The organism is Candidatus Symbiobacter mobilis CR (assembly GCF_000477435.1).
GTDB lineage: Bacteria > Pseudomonadota > Gammaproteobacteria > Burkholderiales > Burkholderiaceae_C > Rhodoferax > Rhodoferax mobilis.
In genome coordinates this window covers 1,647,239-1,667,617 of record NC_022576.1, presented here as the reverse complement: position 1 = coordinate 1,667,617, position 20,379 = coordinate 1,647,239, and the positions used below count along the sequence as shown (strand labels likewise).

General features: G+C 60.3%; 20 protein-coding genes and 1 tRNA gene. 6 read left to right on the top strand and 15 right to left on the bottom strand.

The features are described from left to right. Positions 1-32: 32 nt before the first annotated feature. The 10 genes from ahcY to rfbD all read right to left on the bottom strand — a co-directional run bounded on the left by ahcY (position 33) and on the right by rfbD (position 11,061). Positions 33-1,475 (bottom strand): adenosylhomocysteinase, encoded by a 1,443-nt coding sequence (ahcY, locus tag CENROD_RS06820; protein WP_022773250.1) that lies wholly within the window; start codon positions 1,473-1,475, stop codon positions 33-35. Positions 1,476-1,640: 165 nt separating this feature from the next. Beyond that, positions 1,641-2,708, bottom strand: a complete 1,068-nt coding sequence (locus CENROD_RS06815; RefSeq protein WP_022773246.1) for a porin — start codon at positions 2,706-2,708, stop codon at positions 1,641-1,643. A 277-nt stretch (positions 2,709-2,985) separates the two neighbouring features. Further along, complete coding sequence (locus CENROD_RS06810) at positions 2,986-3,579, bottom strand: superoxide dismutase (protein ID WP_022773243.1); 594 nt, start codon at positions 3,577-3,579, stop codon at positions 2,986-2,988. A gap of 110 nt (positions 3,580-3,689) precedes the next feature. Then, entirely contained in the window at positions 3,690-5,045 is a 1,356-nt protein-coding gene (xseA, locus tag CENROD_RS06805) for an exodeoxyribonuclease VII large subunit (protein ID WP_238551752.1), read from the bottom strand. 181 nt (positions 5,046-5,226) lie between these two features. Further along, positions 5,227-6,585, bottom strand: a complete 1,359-nt coding sequence (locus CENROD_RS12480; RefSeq protein WP_022773229.1) for an adenylate/guanylate cyclase domain-containing protein — start codon at positions 6,583-6,585, stop codon at positions 5,227-5,229. Between the two features lie 83 nt (positions 6,586-6,668). Further along, positions 6,669-7,742 (bottom strand): protein-glutamate methylesterase/protein-glutamine glutaminase, encoded by a 1,074-nt coding sequence (locus CENROD_RS06795; protein ID WP_022773225.1) that lies wholly within the window; start codon positions 7,740-7,742, stop codon positions 6,669-6,671. A 10-nt stretch (positions 7,743-7,752) separates the two neighbouring features. After that, entirely contained in the window at positions 7,753-8,211 is a 459-nt protein-coding gene (locus CENROD_RS06790; RefSeq protein ID WP_022773221.1) for a chemotaxis protein CheD, read from the bottom strand. Between the two features lie 38 nt (positions 8,212-8,249). Continuing rightward, positions 8,250-9,068, bottom strand: a complete 819-nt coding sequence (locus CENROD_RS06785) for a CheR family methyltransferase (protein ID WP_041193361.1) — start codon at positions 9,066-9,068, stop codon at positions 8,250-8,252. A gap of 180 nt (positions 9,069-9,248) precedes the next feature. Beyond that, on the bottom strand, positions 9,249-10,118 hold the full coding sequence (gene rfbA / locus CENROD_RS06780; protein WP_041194252.1) for a glucose-1-phosphate thymidylyltransferase RfbA: 870 nt from the start codon (positions 10,116-10,118) through the stop codon (positions 9,249-9,251). A 19-nt stretch (positions 10,119-10,137) separates the two neighbouring features. After that, positions 10,138-11,061: a dTDP-4-dehydrorhamnose reductase gene (gene rfbD, locus CENROD_RS06775; protein ID WP_022773212.1), complete on the bottom strand. Its 924-nt coding sequence runs from the start codon at positions 11,059-11,061 to the stop codon at positions 10,138-10,140. Positions 11,062-11,355: 294 nt separating this feature from the next. Between rfbD and CENROD_RS06770 the strand changes: the two genes are divergently transcribed. Further along, on the top strand, positions 11,356-12,825 hold the full coding sequence (locus CENROD_RS06770; protein ID WP_238551751.1) for a homospermidine synthase: 1,470 nt from the start codon (positions 11,356-11,358) through the stop codon (positions 12,823-12,825). A 27-nt stretch (positions 12,826-12,852) separates the two neighbouring features. Here CENROD_RS06770 and CENROD_RS06765 read toward each other — a convergent pair whose 3' ends face one another. Further along, on the bottom strand, positions 12,853-13,362 hold the full coding sequence (locus CENROD_RS06765) for an FKBP-type peptidyl-prolyl cis-trans isomerase (RefSeq protein ID WP_041193359.1): 510 nt from the start codon (positions 13,360-13,362) through the stop codon (positions 12,853-12,855). A 290-nt stretch (positions 13,363-13,652) separates the two neighbouring features. On the opposite strand from CENROD_RS06765, the gene CENROD_RS06760 reads away from it, so the two are divergent. Beyond that, positions 13,653-13,907 carry a hypothetical protein gene (locus tag CENROD_RS06760; protein WP_022773199.1) on the top strand — a complete coding sequence of 85 codons (255 nt, stop codon included), beginning with the start codon at positions 13,653-13,655 and terminating at the stop codon, positions 13,905-13,907. Between the two features lie 120 nt (positions 13,908-14,027). Here the strand turns inward: CENROD_RS06760 and efp are convergent, their stop codons facing one another. Both efp and earP read right to left on the bottom strand, forming a co-directional pair. Beyond that, entirely contained in the window at positions 14,028-14,582 is a 555-nt protein-coding gene (gene efp, locus CENROD_RS06755; protein WP_022773196.1) for an elongation factor P, read from the bottom strand. Positions 14,583-14,804: 222 nt separating this feature from the next. Beyond that, complete coding sequence (earP, locus tag CENROD_RS06750; RefSeq protein WP_041193357.1) at positions 14,805-15,878, bottom strand: elongation factor P maturation arginine rhamnosyltransferase EarP; 1,074 nt, start codon at positions 15,876-15,878, stop codon at positions 14,805-14,807. Positions 15,879-15,933: 55 nt separating this feature from the next. Between earP and uvrC the strand changes: the two genes are divergently transcribed. The 4 genes from uvrC (at position 15,934) to CENROD_RS06730 (ending at position 19,156) form a co-directional block, all read left to right on the top strand. Further along, positions 15,934-17,898 carry an excinuclease ABC subunit UvrC gene (gene uvrC / locus CENROD_RS06745; protein WP_041193356.1) on the top strand — a complete coding sequence of 655 codons (1,965 nt, stop codon included), beginning with the start codon at positions 15,934-15,936 and terminating at the stop codon, positions 17,896-17,898. A gap of 28 nt (positions 17,899-17,926) precedes the next feature. Then, positions 17,927-18,502 carry a CDP-diacylglycerol--glycerol-3-phosphate 3-phosphatidyltransferase gene (gene pgsA, locus CENROD_RS06740; protein WP_022773185.1) on the top strand — a complete coding sequence of 192 codons (576 nt, stop codon included), beginning with the start codon at positions 17,927-17,929 and terminating at the stop codon, positions 18,500-18,502. Positions 18,503-18,661: 159 nt separating this feature from the next. After that, positions 18,662-18,937, top strand: a complete 276-nt coding sequence (locus tag CENROD_RS06735) for an HU family DNA-binding protein (RefSeq protein ID WP_041194248.1) — start codon at positions 18,662-18,664, stop codon at positions 18,935-18,937. A 143-nt stretch (positions 18,938-19,080) separates the two neighbouring features. After that, positions 19,081-19,156: transfer RNA gene (locus CENROD_RS06730), tRNA-Val, on the top strand. Between the two features lie 35 nt (positions 19,157-19,191). Here CENROD_RS06730 and CENROD_RS06725 read toward each other — a convergent pair. Further along, the gene (locus CENROD_RS06725) at positions 19,192-19,791 is read right to left on the bottom strand and encodes a shikimate kinase (protein WP_022773178.1); all 600 of its coding nucleotides are present in this window, start codon (positions 19,789-19,791) and stop codon (positions 19,192-19,194) included. 19 nt (positions 19,792-19,810) lie between these two features. After that, positions 19,811-20,311, bottom strand: a complete 501-nt coding sequence (locus CENROD_RS06720; protein ID WP_022773174.1) for a pilin — start codon at positions 20,309-20,311, stop codon at positions 19,811-19,813. Positions 20,312-20,379: the final 68 nt, after the last annotated feature.

The following is a 20,379-nucleotide window of genomic DNA, read 5'->3' as shown; positions in this document are numbered from 1 at the left end:
AATGCCACAGCGCCGTGTTGCGCCGACCGGGATCAGTACCGGTAGTGGGTGGCCTTGTACGGCCCGTCCTTGGAGACGCCGATGTAGGCAGCTTGTTCGTCCGTCAGCCGCGTAAGCTGCACGCCGACTTTTTGCAGGTGCAGACGGGCGACTTTTTCGTCGAGGAGCTTGGGGAGCACGTACACCTTGCCGGCTTCGTAATGCTGGGAACGGGTGAAAAGCTCGATTTGCGCAAGGGTCTGGTTGACGAAGCTCGAACTCATCACGAAGCTGGGGTGCCCCGTTCCACAACCGAGGTTGACCAGCCTGCCTTTGGCCAGCAGGATGATCCGCTTGGAAGGTTTGCCAGCACGTGCAGGGAAGATGACGTGGTCGACCTGGGGTTTGATCTCTTCCCATTCGCATTGCGACAGCGAAGCCACGTCGATTTCGTGGTCGAAGTGGCCGATATTGCAGACGATCGCCTGGTCTTTCATCGCGTCCATGTGTTCGTAGGTGATGACGTTCTTGTTGCCGGTGCAGGTGACGAAGATGTCACAGCGCGGTGCGGCGTATTCCATCGTCACCACCTTGTAGCCTTCCATCGCGGCCTGTAGTGCGTTGATGGGGTCGATTTCCGTCACCCACACCTGCGCGCTCAACGCACGCAGCGCCTGCGCAGAGCCTTTGCCCACGTCGCCATAGCCCGCCACGCAGGCCACCTTGCCGGCAATCATGACATCGGTGGCTCGCTTGATGGCATCGACGAGCGACTCGCGGCAGCCGTAGAGGTTGTCGAACTTGCTTTTGGTGACCGAATCGTTGACGTTGATCGCCCGGAAGGCCAGCTCGCCACGGGCGGACATTTCCTGCAGGCGATGCACCCCCGTGGTCGTTTCTTCGGTCACGCCAATCAGTTGGCGTTGGCGGCGGCTGTACCAGGTGGGGTCTTTGGCCAGCGTTGCGCGAATCGCGGCGTAGAGGCAGGTTTCTTCTTCGCTGTGGGGGTGGTCGAGCACGCTGGAGTCTTGCTCGGCGCGGCAGCCCAGGTGGATGAGTAGCGTCGCGTCCCCCCCGTCGTCGAGGATCATGTTCGGGCCTTCGGTATCCGAACCAGGTTCGCCGAACGCAAAGATGCGGTGGGTGTAGTCCCAATAGTCTTGCAGGGTTTCGCCCTTGTACGCAAAGACATGCGTTCCCTGCACGGCCAGCGCCGCTGCGGCGTGATCCTGCGTCGAAAAGATGTTGCACGACGCCCAGCGGACCTGCGCGCCCAGCGCTTGCAGGGTTTCGATCAGCACGGCGGTTTGGATCGTCATGTGCAACGATCCGGCGATTCGTGCGCCAGACAGCGGGCGGGAGGGGGCAAATTCATCGCGAATCGCCATCAGCCCGGGCATTTCCGTCTGCGCGATCAGGATTTCTCTGCGGCCCCAGTCGGCCAGATCAAGGTTGGCGACGACATAAGGGGCGTTCGGGTCGGTTTGCACGGGCATGGGAGACTCCACGGAAAAAAACAAAAACTGGGCATCAGGCCCGGGGATTGCGCATTATCGGAAAACAAAAAACCCCGCAGGGCGAACCGTACGGGGTAGTCTGCAAGCCGCTGGATGGCTGGCTTTGCGTGGGCGCTAGGCCCGAATGGCAAGGAGAACCCGCGATCAGAAGCGGTGTTGCATACCGGCTGCGAGCGTGGTGTCTGTCACGTCGAGCTGTCCAAGTACTTCGTCCGTGTGCGATTCCAGCCCACCGTAGAGGAAGGTGCGCTTGGATAGCGTGTACTTGGCACCCAAACCATAGCCGGTACGCCCCGATGAGTTGTTGCCACCCGCGACGTATTGCCCGTTGCGGATCAGGGTGTTTTCGTCGGACTTGGCATAGCTGGCGGAAACGACCAGTGCAGCAGAGACCGGAACATCGACGCCGATTTGCCATTCGGTCGTTTCGTTGCCGAGTGCAGCCTTCACTGCTTTGGCGGCGCTATCCCATTGCGCATCGTTCAGGCGGCCGTAGGTAGCCTTGGCAGTCAAAAACCCGAAGTTGTACGCACCGCCCAGGCGCATAAAGGAGGCCGAATCAGCTTTACCTTGCTCTCTCTCATTCTGCGCGGCAAAAGCGATGCTGATGGGGCCGTCGCTATAGGTCAGATTCAGGCCGGTGACACGCATGCCCTTGTTAGCCGCATTCGTGTCTTCATGCAGGCTGTAGCTGTATGCGCCGCTGAATCCGCCCAGCGTGGGGGACTGGTAGAAGATCGTGTTATCGGGCCGTGCCTTGTACTTCGTGCTGCGGAAGATTTTTTGCTGGGGCGAGAACACCGCGTCGAACATGGCGTTTTGCAACCCGCTCACATCGTCGAAGGGGGTGGTGGTGTAGCCCAGGCGGATCGTTCCAAAACCGCAAGAGGCGCCGACCCACGCTTGGCGTTGAAAGGCATCCTTGGCATCCTTGGCAGCGCCAGTGTCGAGGTCATAACCTTGTTGTAGGTCGAATAGCGCTTTCATCCCATCACCCAAGTCTTCCACACCCTTGAGGCCCCAGCGCGAGGTATTGACGCCGCCGCTGTTCAGCTTGGTGTTGGTCACTGACGTGACTCTATTGGCGTTGCGTGTTTCGACTTTCTCGCTCGCGAGATAGGTATCGACGATCCCGTAAAGGGTGACGGAAGACTCCGCCAGAACGGCGCCGGAAGCGGCCAGGGCGGCCAGGGCTACGAGGGTAGATTTCATTTCCAGGGTTCTCCAGGTTGCAAGAAGTGCCCTACTGGGGGCGGTAATACGAAAGAGACTGCGTAAGAATCTTGAGAAGGAACCTCAAGGGAATCCGGCAGCCCAGGCCGGGCGGCGGGCGTATTGGAACAGAGCAGCCAAAGTAGGAATGACGAATGGGTGAAAGGCGATACATATTTTGTCGTGGTAGGACAACAAGCGCTGTATTGCAACTTTCGCCGTTCCTACAACGTGCAGAAATACGCCGCGCTGTGGAAGGGATAGGAACGATCCGGGTTTATGCAACGGGCCGTTGCAAGTTGTCCAGTACGAAATCCCAATGCACCAAGTGGTCGAGGAAGGTCTCGACGAATTTCTGGCGCAGATTGCGGTAGTCGATGTAGTAGGCGTGTTCCCAGACGTCGACCGTGAGCAGGGGGGCATCGTCCGTCGTCAGTGGCGTGCCGGCAGGCCCCATATTGACGATGGTCAGCAAACCGTCTGGCTTTTTGACCAGCCACGTCCAGCCCGAACCGAAGTTGCCGACGGCGCTTTTGACGAAGGCTTCCCGAAACGCGCCATAGGACCCCCATTGCGCTTGCAACGCTTGCGCCACTGCGCCGGAAGGTTCCCCACCGCCGCCGGGGCGCATGCATTGCCAGAAGAAGCTGTGGTTCCAAGTCTGCGCAGCGTTGTTGTAAACGCCGCCCGAGGCTTTGCGGATGATCGATTCGAGATCCATGGTCTCGAATTCGGTACCGCGCTGGAGCTGGTTGAGGTTGTTGACGTAGGCCTGGTGGTGCTTGCCATGGTGAAATTCCAGCGCCTCCCGCGAGTAGTGGGGTGCCAGTGCGTCCAGGGCGAAAGGGAGTGCGGGCAGGACATGTTCCATGAGGTTCCTCCGGGAGAGAGTAAGGGAAAAAACATTGTAGGAATGGGTGGTTCCACAGCCACCAACGTGCCTTCCGTTTTGTAGGAGCGATGGAAGTTGCAGTGGTTTCCCTACGGCCCAGCCAGCACAGCAATCGGCACAGTCCCGTCGCACAAGGTGGCGGTCAGACGTTGGCCGGGGTGGGTTTGCGCGCAGCGCGTGATGGGCGTTCCCTGCGCGTCGCCAAGCCATGCGTAGCCGCGCTCCAGGACGTGTTGCGGCGCCAGGAGATCGAGCCGCAATGCAGCGTGTTCCAGCCGTTGCCGGTGTGCGCCTTGGGCAAGCCGCGATGCCATGGCAAGCTGGTCTGCCTTGCGTTCGAGGCGGTTGCCATGGGAATGCAGGGCGTGTGCGACGCCGACGCGCAGAGCCTGGGCGCGTGTGGCGAGCCGCAAGCGCTCGATCTCGCACCGTTGCGCCGGGCTGCGCAACGCATGTACCAGCGCGTCGAGGCGCTGCGCATGGCGTTCGAAGCGGCGCTGCATGGCAGTGGCAAGCCGGAGGGAGAGCCGGTTCAGGATGTCGTGTTCGGCGCTGTGTTCGCTGGCGGCAAGTTCTGCTGCCGCAGTCGGTGTGGCTGCGCGGGCATCTGCTACGAAGTCAGCGATCGTGAAGTCCGTTTCATGCCCGACCCCGGACACCACAGGCACAGGGCTGGCTGCGATGGTGCGGGCCAGGGCTTCGTCGTTGAAGGCCCATAGGTCTTCGATCGAACCCCCACCGCGTACCAGCAGGATGACTTCGACAGGGATGGCGAAGGAGCTGGCGCCAGGGATCGAATCTTCCCCTGCCGCGCCAGGCCGGGGTGGCGTTGCCCCCCATGCATACAGCGCTTGCAGGGCGGCGCATAGCTCCGCCGGGGCACCCGCGCCTTGCACCAAAGCCGGTGCGAGCACCACGGGGATATGCGGCGCACGGCGATGCAGGGTGGTGGCTACATCGCGCAACGCTGCGGCGGCCAGGGAGGTTACGACGCCGATGCAGCGCGGCTGCCGTGGCACGGGGCGTTTGCGGGCGGGGTCGAAGAGTCCTTCCGCATCGAGAGCGGCTTTGCGTCGCAAAAATTCCTCGAATAACGAACCCGCCCCGCAGCGCACCATGCGGTCGACGACGAGTTGCAGGTCGCCCCGTGGTTCATATACGCTCAGTCGGCCATCGACTTCGACCACGTCTCCGTCGCGGGGGGCAAAGCCCAGTTCGGAGGCAGAGCGCCGGAACATTGCGCAGCGCAACTGCCCACTCGCATCCTTCAGGGCAAAGTAGCAATGGCCGCTGGGCGCGCGAGAAAACCCGCCGAGTTCGCCGCGCACGCGCACCGGGTTGAAGCGTGTTTGCAAGGCGTCGGCGACGGCTCGACACAGTCCTCCTACGGACCACAGTGGGCCTGCGGGGCCGATGGCCTCGGCCCAGGCTGGAAGATTGTCCACAATCGCGTTGGGGATAAAAAATCAATCTGACGGAAGCGATATCTCGGAAATCGCTTTCAGATTATCTGCATAATATGTTGATAAATAAACAAATCCTGTTGCTGTGCCAGAACCTTGTGCAAAAGGAGCATAGGGCCATGGCGCACGCCACGACAAGGATTTCTGCATGTTCTCCACAAAGTTATCCACAGTGTGGTGTGGCAGGTGCTGGGGATTCCTTGTCGTCATACGAGAACAGCACTTCGTAGACGCGGACAGGATCCCGATGCCCCCGGAACTGCCGTTCGTCGAGGAGCATGCAGTCGATGTCGTGGTGTACCAGCGCCCAGGTTGCTTGGCTGATGAGTACCTTGTCCGGCAGACAGTGCGCCTGAATACGGGCTGCGAGGTTGACGTGGCGCCCAATGGCGGTGTATTCCAGACGTTGCGGGGAACCGAAGGCGCCAACGCTGGTCAAGCCGGTGTTGATGCCGATGCGGATGTGAAAGGTGCGTGCGATGCCGAGGGCTGCCCACTTTTGGCGCAAGGTATGCATGGAGCGCTGCATCTCGATCGCCATGCGCACGGCGCGTAGCGCATGATCCCGGTCATCCGTCGCATCCGGGGCGCCAAAAAAGATCATGATCGCGTCGCCAACGAATTTGTCGATCGTGGCACCGAAGCGGTGTGCGATGCGGGTCATCTCGGTCAGATAGTCGTTGAGCAGCCGGGAAAGGTCTTCGGGTTCGATGGCATCCGCCGTCTCCGAGAACTTCTCGATGTCGGAGAAAAACAGCGTTAGCTTGCGGCGCTCGTGGCGGGTCAATACCTCATGGTTCCCGGAACGGATCTGGTCGGAGAGCTGTACGGCGACGAAACGGCTGACAAGCTCGTTGGCTTGCGCCAGGCGATCCCCCATCTCGATGAGATCGCTTTCCCGCTGCTTCCACCTCGTGATGATGAAGTAGGTGAAACCCAGTACCGAAACGAAGAGCAGCATCGTGACGCCGTTCATCGGCTGGAACAACCCGGGGTTGGTTTGGCCGATGCTTGATGCCGTGGTGCGGAAGAAGGGCGCGTAAGGAATCCACCCCAGGTGTGCGAAGGCGATGCAGGCGGTGGTTCCCAGGGTGCTGAGCGCCAGATTGACCATCATTTCTCGGTGGGTGAACAGGGTCAACCCGACCATCCAAGCGCCGACGAGCGCTACCCCGGCGTACAGATGCGTGAAAAACCCATAGAAGTACGTCGAAAACACGACCACCCAGGTGCAGAGCAGCACTGTCGGCCACTGGAGCCAGGGGATGCGCTCGGTGCGGTAGCGCAGCCGGTAGCCGATGCCCATCAACGCAGCCATGATCAGTCCGGTGGACAAGACGGTAGCTATCGCAGTCGGCAGAAAGTCTGGATGGACTTCCGGGTTGGCCTCGGGAAACCACAGTACGTAGGCATATACCGCCAGGTAGAGAACGGCAAACGCTACGTTGATCGACGTCGCGGCCAGGCAGCGCTGCGCTGGGGTCCAAACAAGGGGGTTGAAGGAAGACGCAGGCCCAACCACGATGGGAACCTCAGCGCTGGGGGAAGCGGAAGAACGGGGCGCGGAACGTGGTGGCCGACTGCGCTGTGCGAGCTTGCCGGGAGTCAGGCGCGAGCATCGGCACGCGAATCGAACTGCAGGATTGCGCGGGCCATGCTTTCCAGGGGCAGGATGTCGTCGACGGCCTGGAGCTTGATCGCCTCCTTGGGCATACCAAAGACGACGCAGGTTTCCTCGTTCTGCGCAATCGTGCGGGCCCCGGTGTCGTGCATGACTTTCATGCCACGGGCGCCATCGTCCCCCATGCCGGTCATGATGATGCCTAGCGCATCGCGACCCGCACATTCGGCGGCCGAGCGAAAGAGCACATCGACGGAGGGCTTGTGCCGGTTGACGGGTGGGCCGTCGACGACCTTGACGTAATACTGGCCGTGGGTTTTTTGTAGCTGCATATGCCATCCCCCAGGTGCGATGAGCGCCACCCCGCGTTCAAGCCGGTCACCATCCTTGGCTTCCCGGATATTCATCGCACAAATGCCATCCAGACGCTGGGCATACATAGCCGTGAACTTTTCGGGCATGTGCTGGGTGATGGCGATGCCGGGAGCGTCCGAGGGCAGGCTGGTCAGCACCAATTCCAACGCTTGCGTGCCCCCCGTGGAACTGCCGATGACGACAGGCTTGTTGACGGCGAAGGCATGCACGCCTATGGCAGTCGGTGCAGGGGCCGCAAAGGCAGCCCGCGACACCACGCCGGCTGGCGCCATCTTGGGCCGTGGCCGCGAGCGTGCGGCGGTTTTGAGCGTTTGGATCATCTCGTGGCGGGATTCGTCGAGGTGTTGGCGCAGCCCTAGCTTGGGCTTGGCCAGTACCGCCACAGCACCTGCGCTCAAGGCATCGAGAGCCACCTTGCTGCCTTCGGTGGAGAGCGTCGAACAAATCACCGTCGGAATGGGGGTTCCCGCCATGATTTGCCGCAGGAATGTCAGCCCATCCATGCCGGGCATTTCGATATCGAGCAGCAGCACGTCGGGAGGGTTCTTGCGGATGGCATCCATGGCCAACAAAGGGTTCGGGGCGCTGCCGACAAGCTCGACCTCCGGGTGATTGGCCAGCATGTGGGACATGGCCTGCCGCACTACGGCGGAATCGTCAACCACGAATACTTTGATGGGCATTTTCTTTCCTTCAGTCCGATAGGACGGTTTCGACGATGGGCTCGGAGGGGCCTACCGTCCACAGCAATTTGCGGTATCCATGGCCCCCGAGATCGTGCTGGAGCACGGGAATCTTGTGGTGTTCGAGATAACCCAGCACCCAGTCCACGTTGTTGGAGCCGACGTGGTGGTGACTGAACAGCTTGGGGAACATGTTGCCGCCCCCGAAGACGTAGGCCTCGCAGCTTCGAGGCGTAAACCCCACGCTGTAGAGCAGGCGCACCATCTCAGCCATGGCCACCGAACCGTAGGCAGTGTTGTGGTGGTTGGCTGCGTTGGGATGTCCAACGTGAACGATGTGGCTCATCACCCCGATAGTGCGCGGCCGATCTGTGAGGATCACGCTGACGCAAGACCCCAGCAAGGTTTTGAGTTGGTCGCCAGCTCTGCCCAAGGTGACATCGCCGGGAAGCAGTTCGTAGAGAGCCATGGTGCAGCGTGTGGGTACGAAGCGATGGCCCGAAGACCTCAACCTACCTTGCGAAAGGCGCCAGGTTGGAGCACCTGCAGGGGAGTTTGGCACGGTACCCGTCCTTCTGCAGTGCCCAGAAAAAACAGCCCACCGGGACGAAGCATGGACAGCACCCGATCAACGACGGCAACCTTGGTGGGCAAGTCGAAGTAAATGAGCACGTTGCGCAAAAAGACGATGTCGAAAGGGCCCAGTCCCTCGAAAGGCTGGCACAGATTGAGCCGACCGAAACGAACGCGCTCGCGAATGTTGTCGCGCAGCAGCACCTGGCCCTCGGCTTCGTTTTCTCCACGCAGGCAATACCTGCGCAACCGATCTGGAGATACCGCACGCAGACGGTCGACGGGGTAGATGGCCTCTTTGGCGCTGAGTAGAACGCGGTGGCTGATGTCTGTAGCCAAGATCGACCAGTCCGGGCCGATACGTCCTTGCGTCTGCATGTCCGAGAGCAGCATGGCCACGCTGTATGCCTCATCGCCAAAGGAAGAAGCCGCGCTCCAGATGGCGATGGGCAACGTCGATTTGCGTGTGGCCAGTTCCTGTTCGAGCAGCTCGAAGTGCTTGGGCTCGCGGAAGAAATAGGTTTCGTTGGTCGTCAGCAGATCGACGGCCATCTGGAACTCGGCAGCGTTGGATTCGTCTTCGAGCAAGTCGATGTACGCACTGAACCCGGACAACCCCAAGCGCTGGATGCGCTGCGACAGGCGGGAATGGATCAGCGATTTTTTGGATTCATTGAACGACAGCCCAGCGGCTTCGTACATGATCTGGCTAATTCGCTGGAAATCGCGATCACTGAAGTCGGAGGAAGACACTGCGCAAATTTACAAATCAGCCGCGCCAGAACGCAGAGGGAAGGAGGGGAGGAAGGGAGACAACATACCCAAGCAGGCAGGCACAGCGCGAAGCCCAGTGCTGTACGGTTCCGCTCGCCCAGGGAACCAATCCATTGTAGAAGCGGCCAAAGCAGCGAATTTGATGAGGTTCCACGCCAGTCAGTCGAGTAGCTCCAGCAGGTATCGACCGTAGGCGTTTTTGGCCAGGGGTTGCGCAAGCTGCTGAATTTGCTGCGCGTCGATCCACCCTTGGCGGAAGGAGATTTCCTCCGGGCATGCCACCTGCAACCCTTGCCGATTCTGTAGGGTGGCGATGAAGCTCGATGCTTCCAGCAGGCTGTCGTGGGTACCGGTGTCGAGCCACGCATAGCCTCGGCCCATCACTTCGACATGCAATTGGTTTGCTACGAGGTAGCGGCGGTTGACGTCGGTGATTTCCAATTCTCCCCGTGCGGAAGGGCGAATCTCCCCAGCGATGTCGCACACCTGCTCGTCGTAGAAGTACAGCCCTGTCACCGCGAAATGGCTTTGGGGGTGCGCGGGCTTTTCCTCGATGCTGACTGCACGCCCGGAAGGGTCGAAGGCGACGACGCCGTACCGCTCGGGATCATGCACATGGTAGGCAAACACGGTAGCCCCCGTCGTGCAGGCATTGGCATGGGTAAGCAGCGTGCTGAGGTCGTGCCCGTGGAAGATGTTGTCGCCGAGGACGAGCGCGCTGGGATGCCCATCGACGAAGTCGCGCCCTATGAGGAAGGCTTGCGCCAGGCCGTCCGGCGAAGGCTGCACTGCGTAGCGGATGTCCATGCCCCAGGCGCTGCCATCCCCCAGCAGTTGTGCAAAGCGGGGGGTGTCTTCGGGGGTGGAGATGATCAGTACTTCGCGGATCCCGGCAAGCATCAGCGTACTCAATGGGTAGTACACCATCGGCTTGTCGTACACCGGAAGGAGTTGTTTGGAAATGGCCTGGGTGACTGGGTACAGACGGGTACCGGATCCACCGGCCAAGAGGATGCCTTTGCGGGACAGTGCCATCGTTCTTGCGTGGTCAGGGGCGCAGGGTGGCAGCAACCTGCGGGAGCACTTCATCGAGCACCCTGTCGACCCCCGCCTGCCAGGGGGGAAGGTGCAGTCCAAATCGATCCTGCACTTTGCGGGTGTTCAGGCGCGAATTTCTCGGTCGGTATGCAGCAGTGGGGAATGCGCTGCTGGGGACGGGGACGAGTTCCGTAGTGGAGATGGAAAGCTTGTCGGCATGCAGGCGCTGCAAGATGTGTAGTGCGTAGTCATACCAAGTGGTTTCTCCGCTGGGAACAACGTGGTAGATACCCGCCAGGGCATCGGCAGCCATTCCTATGCTGCGCACTTGGCGAATCATGCAGGCAGTGATGTCAGCCAGCAATTCCGCGCCGGTGGGGGCACCAAACTGGTCATGGACCACTTCCACGCGGTGCCTCTCCCGGAACAGGCGCAGCATGGTGCGCAGGAAATTGTGGCCCCGGGCTGCATACACCCAACTTGTGCGCAAGATGAGGTGCCGGGGACATACGGCCGCTACCAGGCGATCTCCGCTGCACTTGCCACGGCCGTATTCGTTGGCGGGAGAAGGCTCGTCGTCTTCGATCCAGGGAGTATTTCCAGTGCCGGGGTATACGTAGTCCGAGCTGTAATGCACGAACCAGGCACCCACGGAATGTGCCGCACGCGCCAGCGCTTCCGGGACGAGAGCGTTGCATCGAAATGCATAGTCGCTTTCCTGCTCTGCTTTATCGACGGCAGTGTATGCAGCGGCATTGACGATGACATCGGGACGAAGCGTTTCGATGCCTTGCTGGATGCGGACCATGTCATCGAAGTTGCCCCAGGGATCCGTGCTGTGACGGCCGACTGCGGTGAGTATTCCTAGAGGAGCCAGACTGCGCTGCAATTCCCAGCCAACCTGTCCATCTTTACCGAGTAGGAGAAGCTTCATCGAAAACCGAACACCAATGGGAAATCCCGCCATGCAGGGTGGTAAGCCGTGCCACCGGCCTGTAGGCCGGTTCTGGATAGTTGCTTGCGAGGGGACGCATCATGCCACGGCAGCGATTGGCGCAACCAGTTCCGCAACCCCATTCAGGGTGTGCCAATGTACCTTATGGCTGGAGTTTTCTGACAGAACAGTGCAGACCAGGGGGTTTAAGGCTTATGGAAATCATGGGGTTACGTCAATAATGGGATGGGGTGGCTAAAATGTGAAGTTTTCGTCGTTGTTTCCCGCACGGCCATGGCAGTCCAGGAAACGAACCGGTATTACGGAGACATCCCCATGCCACTGAAAGAGGTTGCGTCCCGGGCGGTGGAATTTCCCCATCACATCTTGTTCGTGGGATTCGGCGCCGTAGGGCAAGGCGCGCTGCCGCTGTTGCTGCGGCACTTGGCCATTCCTACTGATCGTGTTGCTATTTTGAGCGCGGATGAGGATGGGAAAGACGTAGCCCGCCAATTTGGGGTGGCGTTGGAAGTCGTGCGGCTTGATCGGGATTGTTACCGGGAGGTACTGGCGCAACGCTTGCGCCCAGGGGACTTTTTGGTCAATGCCTCGCTGAACATCTCTAGCGTCGAGCTGGTTGCTTGGTGTCAGCAGGCCGGGGTGTTGTACATCGACGCGTGCGTGGAGCCTTGGGCGGGCGAACACATGGATGCTGCGGTAACGCCTGCTTTGCGATCCAACTATGCATACCGGGAGCAGGCGCTGGCATTGCGGTCGCAGTTCCCATCTGGCCCTACAGCCATGTTGATGCATGGGGCCAACCCGGGTCTGGTCTCGCATTTTGTCAAAGAGGCACTGTCCCAACTCGCTGCGGAAGCAGGGATCGATGTGCTTGCGTCGATGCGCCGGGAAGACTGGGCGCAGTTGGCGATGCGGTTGGGTATCCGGGCCATCCAGGTGGCAGAGCGCGACGGGCAAGTGAGTGGTCGCGCCAAATTGCCGGATGAATTCGTCAATACATGGTCATGCCCGGGTTTTTACGAAGAAGCGATCCAGCCTGCCGAACTGGGTTGGGGAACGCATGAAAAGTGTCTTCCTCCCGATGGGCGGGAACACGACTTTGGGTGTAAGGCAGGCATCTATTTGGACAGGCCTGGCCTGTCCACGCGGGTGCGCTCATGGGTTCCGCATCACGGGGCGTTTCACGGGTGGCTGATTTCGCATGGGGAGTCCCTGTCGATTGCGGACTACCTGACTGTTCGCGAGGGGGCAGACGTTATCTACCGTCCTACCTGCTACTACGCCTACCACCCGTGTGATCAGGCGGTGCTATCGTTACTGGAGTTTGCTGCGCGGGAAGGGCGTCCTCAATCAACGTGCAGGGTGCTGCGCGACGAGCTTGTAGGGGGAATGGACGAGCTGGGTGTGCTCTTGATGGGGCCGAAAACGGGGGCGTACTGGTATGGCTCGCAATTGGACGTGCATACTGCACGCACCTTGTGTCCCTTCAACAATGCGACTACGCTGCAAGTCAATGCGCCTTTTGTCGCGGCCATCTTGTGGGCGATGGCGCACCCCCAGGCAGGCATTGTGGAACCGGAGGAGATCGATCACCATTTCGTCCTCCAATTTGCCAGGCCATACCTCGGCAAGCTCGTTGGTGCGCATGGGCACTGGACACCGCTGCAGGGTCGCAGCAAATTGTTTGCGGAAGAGATTGACGCTGCCGACCCTTGGCAGTTCACGAACTTTCTCGTGCGTTGATCCCCAAGAATCCCTGGGATCACAGCGTCACGATCCGATACGAAAAAAACCGCCGACTCCAGTAGACCTCCGCTCCAGTTCTGCGGCCTCGGCATCCCGCACACTGCTTACATGCAGTTGCAAGCGCAGTGCCATCCCGGCAAGGGGATGGTTACCGTCGAGCACGATGTGTTCCGGGTACAGCTCTGTGACTGTGTACACCAGATCGGCTTGGTCGTCAGGCAGTTTTGCTTTGCAAGCCGGGGGCAGTGCGGTGGCATCGAACATCATTCCCTCGTCCAGCACAGCCGGAAATAGTGACCGGGGTGCGATGTGGACACGTTGTGCCTCGTAGTCGCCAAATGCATCCTCGGGTTCGAGATGCAGATGCAGGGTACTGCCTGCGCAGTGCCCGCGCAGTGCGGCCTCAATGGCGTCGAGCAGGTCGGTGCCGCCGATGAAAAATTCGATCGGAGTGTCCAGTACGTCGAGTACGTCACCGGTCGTGTCGGTCAATGTCCAGCGCAGCGCGGCAACACAAGGGGGATGGATCTGCATAGTCATGGAAACGTCTTCGGGCTACCGTTGGCGAGCGTTGTAAATCGGTACCAGTGCGCCTGGTACGAGGGCAATCAAACAGTGTATGACGGGTGAAAACAAGCCGTCGAACCTATAATTTTGCAAGGTCGAACGGTGCAATACGGTCGAATTCCGGCAAGTTTCAGTGGGACTTCATTGAAAACCTCAGTGGGATTTTGCCGGGTGGAACACCGTGTTGCTCGAAAGTCCGTCTGCACTGTGGCTGCACAATCAGAAGTCCATCATTTCCTTATTTTTGGGTACCGTCCATGAAAAAATCCATCCTCCTTGCGTCTGTTCTTGCCGCTGCGCTCGCCGCTTGTGGCAATCAGGAAGAAGTCGCCCCGCCTGCTCCTGAGCCTGTCGTGACGCCTGCTCCGGCCCCTGCTCCTGAGCCCGCGCCGGTTACCGAGCCTGCTTCCGAAGCAGCTTCGCCTGCTAGTGCGGACGCCTCCGCTGCTGCGCCCGAAGCCGCTACTTCGGAAGCTGCTCCTGTGGATGCTGCTGCTTCCCAGGCGCACTAAAGCGTACTAAAGCATACTGTTGCGGTGACGGCCGTGCCGTCATCAGCACACTGTATTCTGCGCTGGCGGTAAAGAACAAAACCGTCCTGGCCGGTATCGGTCAGGACGGTTTTTTTGCGATCAGACGCGCCTGCGGTATTCGCCTGTGCGTGTATCGATTTCGATCTTGTCCCCTTGGGCGACGAAGATGGGAACGGGTACCTCGAACCCCGTAGCAATCTTGGCGGGTTTGAGCACCTTGCCGGAGGTATCGCCTTTGACGGCTGGTTCAGTCCAAGTGACTTCCCGCACGACAGAGGTCGGCAGTTCGACGGAGATGGCCTTGCCGTCGTAGAACACGACTTCCACGGCCATCCCATCCTCCAGATAGTGGAGGGAGTCGCCCATGTTCTCCGCTTCGACTTCGTATTGGTTGTACTCGGCATCCATGCATACGTACATCGGGTCGGCAAAGTACGAATACGTGCATTCCTTCTTTTCGAGGATGACCTGTTCGAGTTTGTCGTCGGCCTTGAATACCACTTCGGTGTTGAAGTTGGCAATGAGACTCTTGAGTTTCATCCTCACGGTGGCAGAGTTGCGTCCGCCACGGCTGTATTCGGTCTTGAGGACGACCATCGGGTCTTTGCCGTGCATGATGACGTTGCCGGCACGGATTTCTTGTGCTGTTTTCATGGTGATGCGGGGGAGGGAGGAGCGGATGCCCAATATCCTGTTTTTTGAAGGGAACCCAAAATTTTACTGTCGCGATCCCATGGTTTGCGCTGGGTATGGATGGGGACTTTGTATCGCGACTTCCGTCGCTCCTACAACGGGAATGGAAGCGTTGTGTTGGGACGGGAGCGACGGAAGCGATGACGGCTTGTGCAGTAGTGCAGTAGCCTCCCGAAACAGGCTCTATGCGGCCCAACGCAGCAGCGTGTCCGTCAGGTCGTCCAGCGCCAGCAGGGTCGAACGCGCACGCCGCATCGTTGGGAGCCAGGCAGGCCAGTCGTTCCAGGCGATGCCGGGTAGTGCAGGGGTCGATCCATTCCACCACGCATGTACTGCGCGCATCAAGGGCGGCGCGCCGATTGCATCCAGTACGGCGTGCAATTTGGCGTGGTGCGCGCCGTCTTCCTGCGGGTACGCCTGCCACAGCATGGGTTTTCCTGCCCAGATGGCGCGCACCAGCGAATCTTCCCCGCGAACGACGTTCCCATCCGACGACCATAGCAGGTGGTCGAATTCTTGTTGGGAGAGTCGCTGTAGGTAGTACACGTGGAGCGAATCGCTCGCGCCATGGCCGTGTGCCAGTGCTTCGCGCACCAGCCGCGCCGCAATCCCGTCCGTGACAAGCACCAGAGTGCGTTGTCCGCTCTGGGACAGGGCATCGAGCCAGCTCCGCACCGGCGCTGTGGCATAGCAGAACAGCGACCACACGGTCTGGGAAGGGTGCCATGCGATGCCTTGTTGGTCGAACCATGCAGCGCGGTCGAAGCGTTCCAGCTTGGGCAACAGATCGTCCTCATGCAACAAGCCGCCCGTTTGCGCAGTGAAGCCGGGGTAGCAGAACCGCTTGACCAAGCCTTTGCCCGCGCCGACCGAGACGGGGGAAGGCAGGCCATGGCAGCGTGCAGCATAGTTCTGCGCGCTGAGGTATTCCAGGTTGAACCAGCGTGCCGGGCTTGCGCCCAAGTGCCGCACGTATTCGGTGATAAATTCTTCGGGAATCTCGCAGCCGAAAGCTTCGACGAGCACGTCGCCGGGCGTGAGGTCGGTCATGTCTATCGGTGTCGTCCATCGGCGTACTTCCACTCCATCGGGGCCTTGGGGCGCCATCCACGCCAGCGCTTCCGGTTCGTCGATCCACAGCCGGACGCGCTGGCCGCGTTGCGCCAGGTGCGTGGCCAGCCGCCAAGACACCCCGATATCGCCCCAGTTGTCGATGACTTGGCAGAACACGTCCCATCGTTGCCTTACCTTCCCCATGGATTGCACGGATGTCCCTCCTTCGAATGGCGCTGACAGTGTCTTAGACGGCGCTATGCCCACGGATGCCGAAACGCGGCAACGGGCTTTGTTGCATGCCGTCGCGAGTTTGCCCGCCTTGCCTGGGGTGTACCGCTATGTCGATGAACACGGCGAGGTGTTGTACGTAGGCAAGGCCATACACCTTAAGCGCCGGGTATCGAGCTACTTTCAACGCAACCATGAAGGCACGCGCATCGGCCACATGGTCAGCAAGATTGCCCGGATCGAGACGACCGTAGTGCGCTCCGAGGCCGAGGCCCTGCTTCTCGAAAACACGCTCATCAAAACGCTACAGCCCCGCTACAACATTTTGTTCCGGGACGACAAAAGCTATCCCTACGTCCGCATCGGAACCGCTGGGGGAACCGGCCGATCCAGCCGGGAAGCCTTCCCGCGTGTGTCGTACTACCGGGGCGCGGTCGACAAGCGCAACGAGTACTACGGCCCGTACCCCAACGCTGCATCCGTGCGGGAAGCGATCATGCTGATGCAAAAAGTCTTCCGGCTACGGACTTGCGAGGATGCCGTGTTCCAACATCGTTCCCGGCCCTGCCTGCTGTACCAGATCAAACGTTGTTCGGGCCCATGCGTTGGGCATATCAGCGAGGAAGCCTACGCACGGGATTTGGACAGCGCACGGCGTTTTCTCGGAGGGGATGCGCAATCCGTGCTGACAGACATCGAAGCGCGGATGGTGGCCCACGCCATGCAGCTTGAATTCGAGCAGGCAGCCGTCTTGCGCAACCAGATGGGGGCGTTGTCGGGCGTGTTGCAGCAGCAGGTTGTGGACAACGTGCCGGATCGGGATGTGGACATCCTGGCTGTGGCGGTGCAGGGGGGTCATGCCTGCGTCAACCTCGCGATGGTGCGCGGGGGACGGCATTTGGGGGATCGGGCGTACTTTCCTGCGCATGTCCTTGATGGGGTCGAGATCGAAGCGGGGTTGTCGGAAGACCGGGATGCGGAAGATCCCGCTGCACAAGCACCCCATGCTGTGCCGTTTTCGATCGAATCCAAGGTACTGCAAGCGTTTTTGACACAGCATTACCTGGACGTGCCGATGCCTTCGACGCTGGTTGTCGGCGCTCTTGTCGATGAGACGCTGCTCGATGCGTTGTACGAGCGCACAGGGGTGCGGCCACACCTGGTTCATCAGCCGCGTGAGCGTCGGCGTGTATGGCTGGAGATGGCGCAAACCAATGCTGGATTGCAGTTGGCGCGGTTGTTGAGCGAGGAAGGCTCGCAGCGCGCGCGCACCATGGCGTTGGCGCAGGCTTTGGGGTTGACGACCGAGGAACCCGATGCGCTGCGTATCGAATGCTTCGACATCTCGCATTCTGCAGGGGAGGCCACGCAGGCTTCTTGCGTGGTGTTCGCGAACCATGCGATGCAGCGCAGCGCGTACCGCCGCTTTCGCATCGAAGGCATCCAGCGTGGGGATGACTACGCGGCGATGCGCCAGGTGTTACGGCGGCGCTACGCCAAGGTGGCGCAAGCCCTGGCGGAGGGGGAAAACCCCACGGCCTCCCGGTTGCCCGATGTGGTGCTAGTCGATGGCGGGGTGGGGCAAGTATCCGCAGCCCGAGAAGTCTTTGCCGAATTGGGGCTGGATGTGTCGGTGCTGGTCGGTATCGAAAAAGGCGAAGGGCGCAAGGTCGGGCTGGAGGAATTGGTGTTTGCCGATGGCCGGGAAAAGGTCTATTTGGGCAAGGATTCCGCAGCGCTGATGCTGCTGGCGCAGATTCGCGACGAGGCGCACCGCTTTGCCATTACCGGGATGCGCAACGCCCGTGCCCGGGCGCGGGTCGATGGGGGGCAATTGCAAAGCATTCCCGGCGTCGGGCCTAAGCGGCGCGCCCGGTTGTTGCAGCGATTCGGTGGGGTGCGTGCTGTGGCGGCGGCGACGGTCGAAGACCTGGCCACGGTGGAAGGCATTTCTACCGAATTGGCGCAGACGATCTATCGTGCTTTGCATTGAGGCGTGGGGCGCGTGCCACAATTCCTGGATGTTTTGGACGGTTCCGACCCTGATGACCTGGACGCGCATCGTTGCGATTCCTTGGATCGTGGGGGTGTTCTATTTGCCTATTGCCCCTACCACGGGCAACCTGGTAGCCACGGTCTTGTTCGTCGTATTTGCCGCGACGGATTGGCTCGATGGTTATTTGGCGCGCAAGCTCAACCAAGTCTCTGCCTTCGGGGCCTTTCTCGATCCGGTGGCGGACAAGATTCTGGTGTGTGCCTGCGTTCTAGTCTTGGTACATCTGGGCAGGGCGGATGTCTTCGTGGGGTTGATCATCATTGGCCGGGAGATTGCCATTTCCGCGTTGCGGGAGTGGATGGCGCAGATCGGCGCGGCATCGAGCGTTGCAGTACACCGGGTTGGCAAATTCAAGACGATTGCACAAATGGTGGCCATTCCCTTTTTGTTGTATGACGGAACATTGCTGGGGGTGCTCCCTACGCGCCTGTGGGGTACCGTGTTGTTGTGGGTCGCTGCGGTGCTCACTGTATGGTCGATGGTGTATTACTTGCGCAAGGCACTGCCGGTGATTCGTTCCAAAGTGCATACAACGGCGTGAATACAAGGGTTCTGGGCACGTGAGTCCGGCTTCGTGGGGCATTCCGTCTAGAATCTTTGGCTTGTGTCGTGGCGATGCGGGGTGGTTTCCCGGTGCCTTGGACGGGGTTGTGGAGTCGGTACGGTTTTTTTTGTTGATGAACCTTTTGAGGGGTGGATGGTGAACAAGTCTGAATTGCTCAAATACGTTGCTGGTCGTGCCGAGGTTAGTCAGGTCGTAGCGTCCCGTGTGCTCGATGCCATGATCGACGCGGTCACGTCCAGTATGCAAAAAGGGGATTCCGTGGCGCTTGTCGGGTTTGGTACCTTTGCCACCGGCAAGCGCGCTGCCCGTACGGGGCGGAATCCGCGTACCGGCGACACGATCAAGATTCCTGCGGCAGTGATCCCCAAATTCCGCCCAGGCAAAACGTTGCGCGACGCGCTCAATTCGTAATTCGCGCTTCGTGATCCACTCCTCGTGATCCATTCTCGGTGCTGGCTTTGGCTGGCGATGTTCCGGTTCCAGGCTATCGCTGGGAACTGGGCAGTGCTACGGACAGTGCTATAGAGGATGGTCCGCCGGAGTACTGCACTCCGGGGTGATTAGCTCAGTTGGTAGAGCGGCGCCCTTACAAGGCGTAGGTCGGCGGTTCGAGACCGTCATCACCCACCATTCCCACCATTCAGATGGCCTCTGGAATCGTTTGTCTATTCCATGGCTATTCCATCATTGCGGGCCTTCGAGGGCCCGCAGTCGTTGTGGGCGCTGTGGTCATCGTGCATTGCGTGCATGGTGTCGCCGGGAAGGATCGGGCCGCATCGTGTCAGGATTTTGTCGACGATACGCCCTAGCGGAGGGTGCCCGGTTTCGACCATGAGATGTGCAGTTTCCCGGTACAGGGGGTGGCGTTGGTCGTGCAGCTCGTGCAGGCGGCTTTGCATGTCCTCTACCTGGAGTAGCGGGCGGTTTTTGTCGTGGCGTAGCCGCCGGTGCAGTTCTTCCGCCGTGGCGTGCAGGTAGACCACGCAGGCGCGTTCGCGCAGCAGGCGGCGGTTGCATTCGCGTAGCACCGCGCCTCCGCCTGTCGATAGCACGCCGTCGAATTGCTGCGTGCGTTGTGCGAGCACGGCGCTTTCGATGTTCCGAAAGTACTCTTCGCCTTGTTGTTCGAAGCACAGTCGAATCGAACACCCCAGCTCTCGTTCGATTGCGTGATCAAGGTCGAGAAAAGGGACTTGCAGCCGCCGGGCCAGTTGGCGGCCTACCGTCGTTTTGCCGGAACCCGGCAGGCCGATCAGCGCAATCATTGCGCGACTGGGCTGGTGTCTACCCTTTGCAGTCGGCGGGGAGCAGTTTGGCAGGGATCGTCGTGCCGTCTGCACGGCTGCCGCAGCGCCAGCTTGCAATTTTTTGGCGCACATCGCCAGGCTGCAAGGGGTGACCTTTGGCGGTGAGCGGAACGACGGTGAGCGTGTTCGTCGTGGGAGACAGTTCCGGTAGGGTGCGGTGGTGCAGGGTCACGGTGATGACGCCTGCCTGGTTGACCGCGATCGATTTGAGGTGCTTGGAGATGCGCACCCCCGTCGAGATGCCCCCGTCGCAACTGAACAGCGAAGGCGAGAGCACCGGGGCCGTCGTCGTCTGCACGACGCGCGCCACGTCCGCACGGCAGGCAGCGACCGAAGGAAATACATCGGCCAATAACGACTGCGACTGCTGATCCTGGTACGCAGGGCGCAGCAAGAACACCGTCACCAACAACGCTACCACCAAGACCGACGCAGCGCCCAAGGCCCATGCACGCGGGCCAGTCCACCAACTTTTCATCGTTGCTCCAGAAAACGTAAGGAAAAAACCGCCACGGTGCGCCTAGACAGGCTACGCTGTGGCGGAGG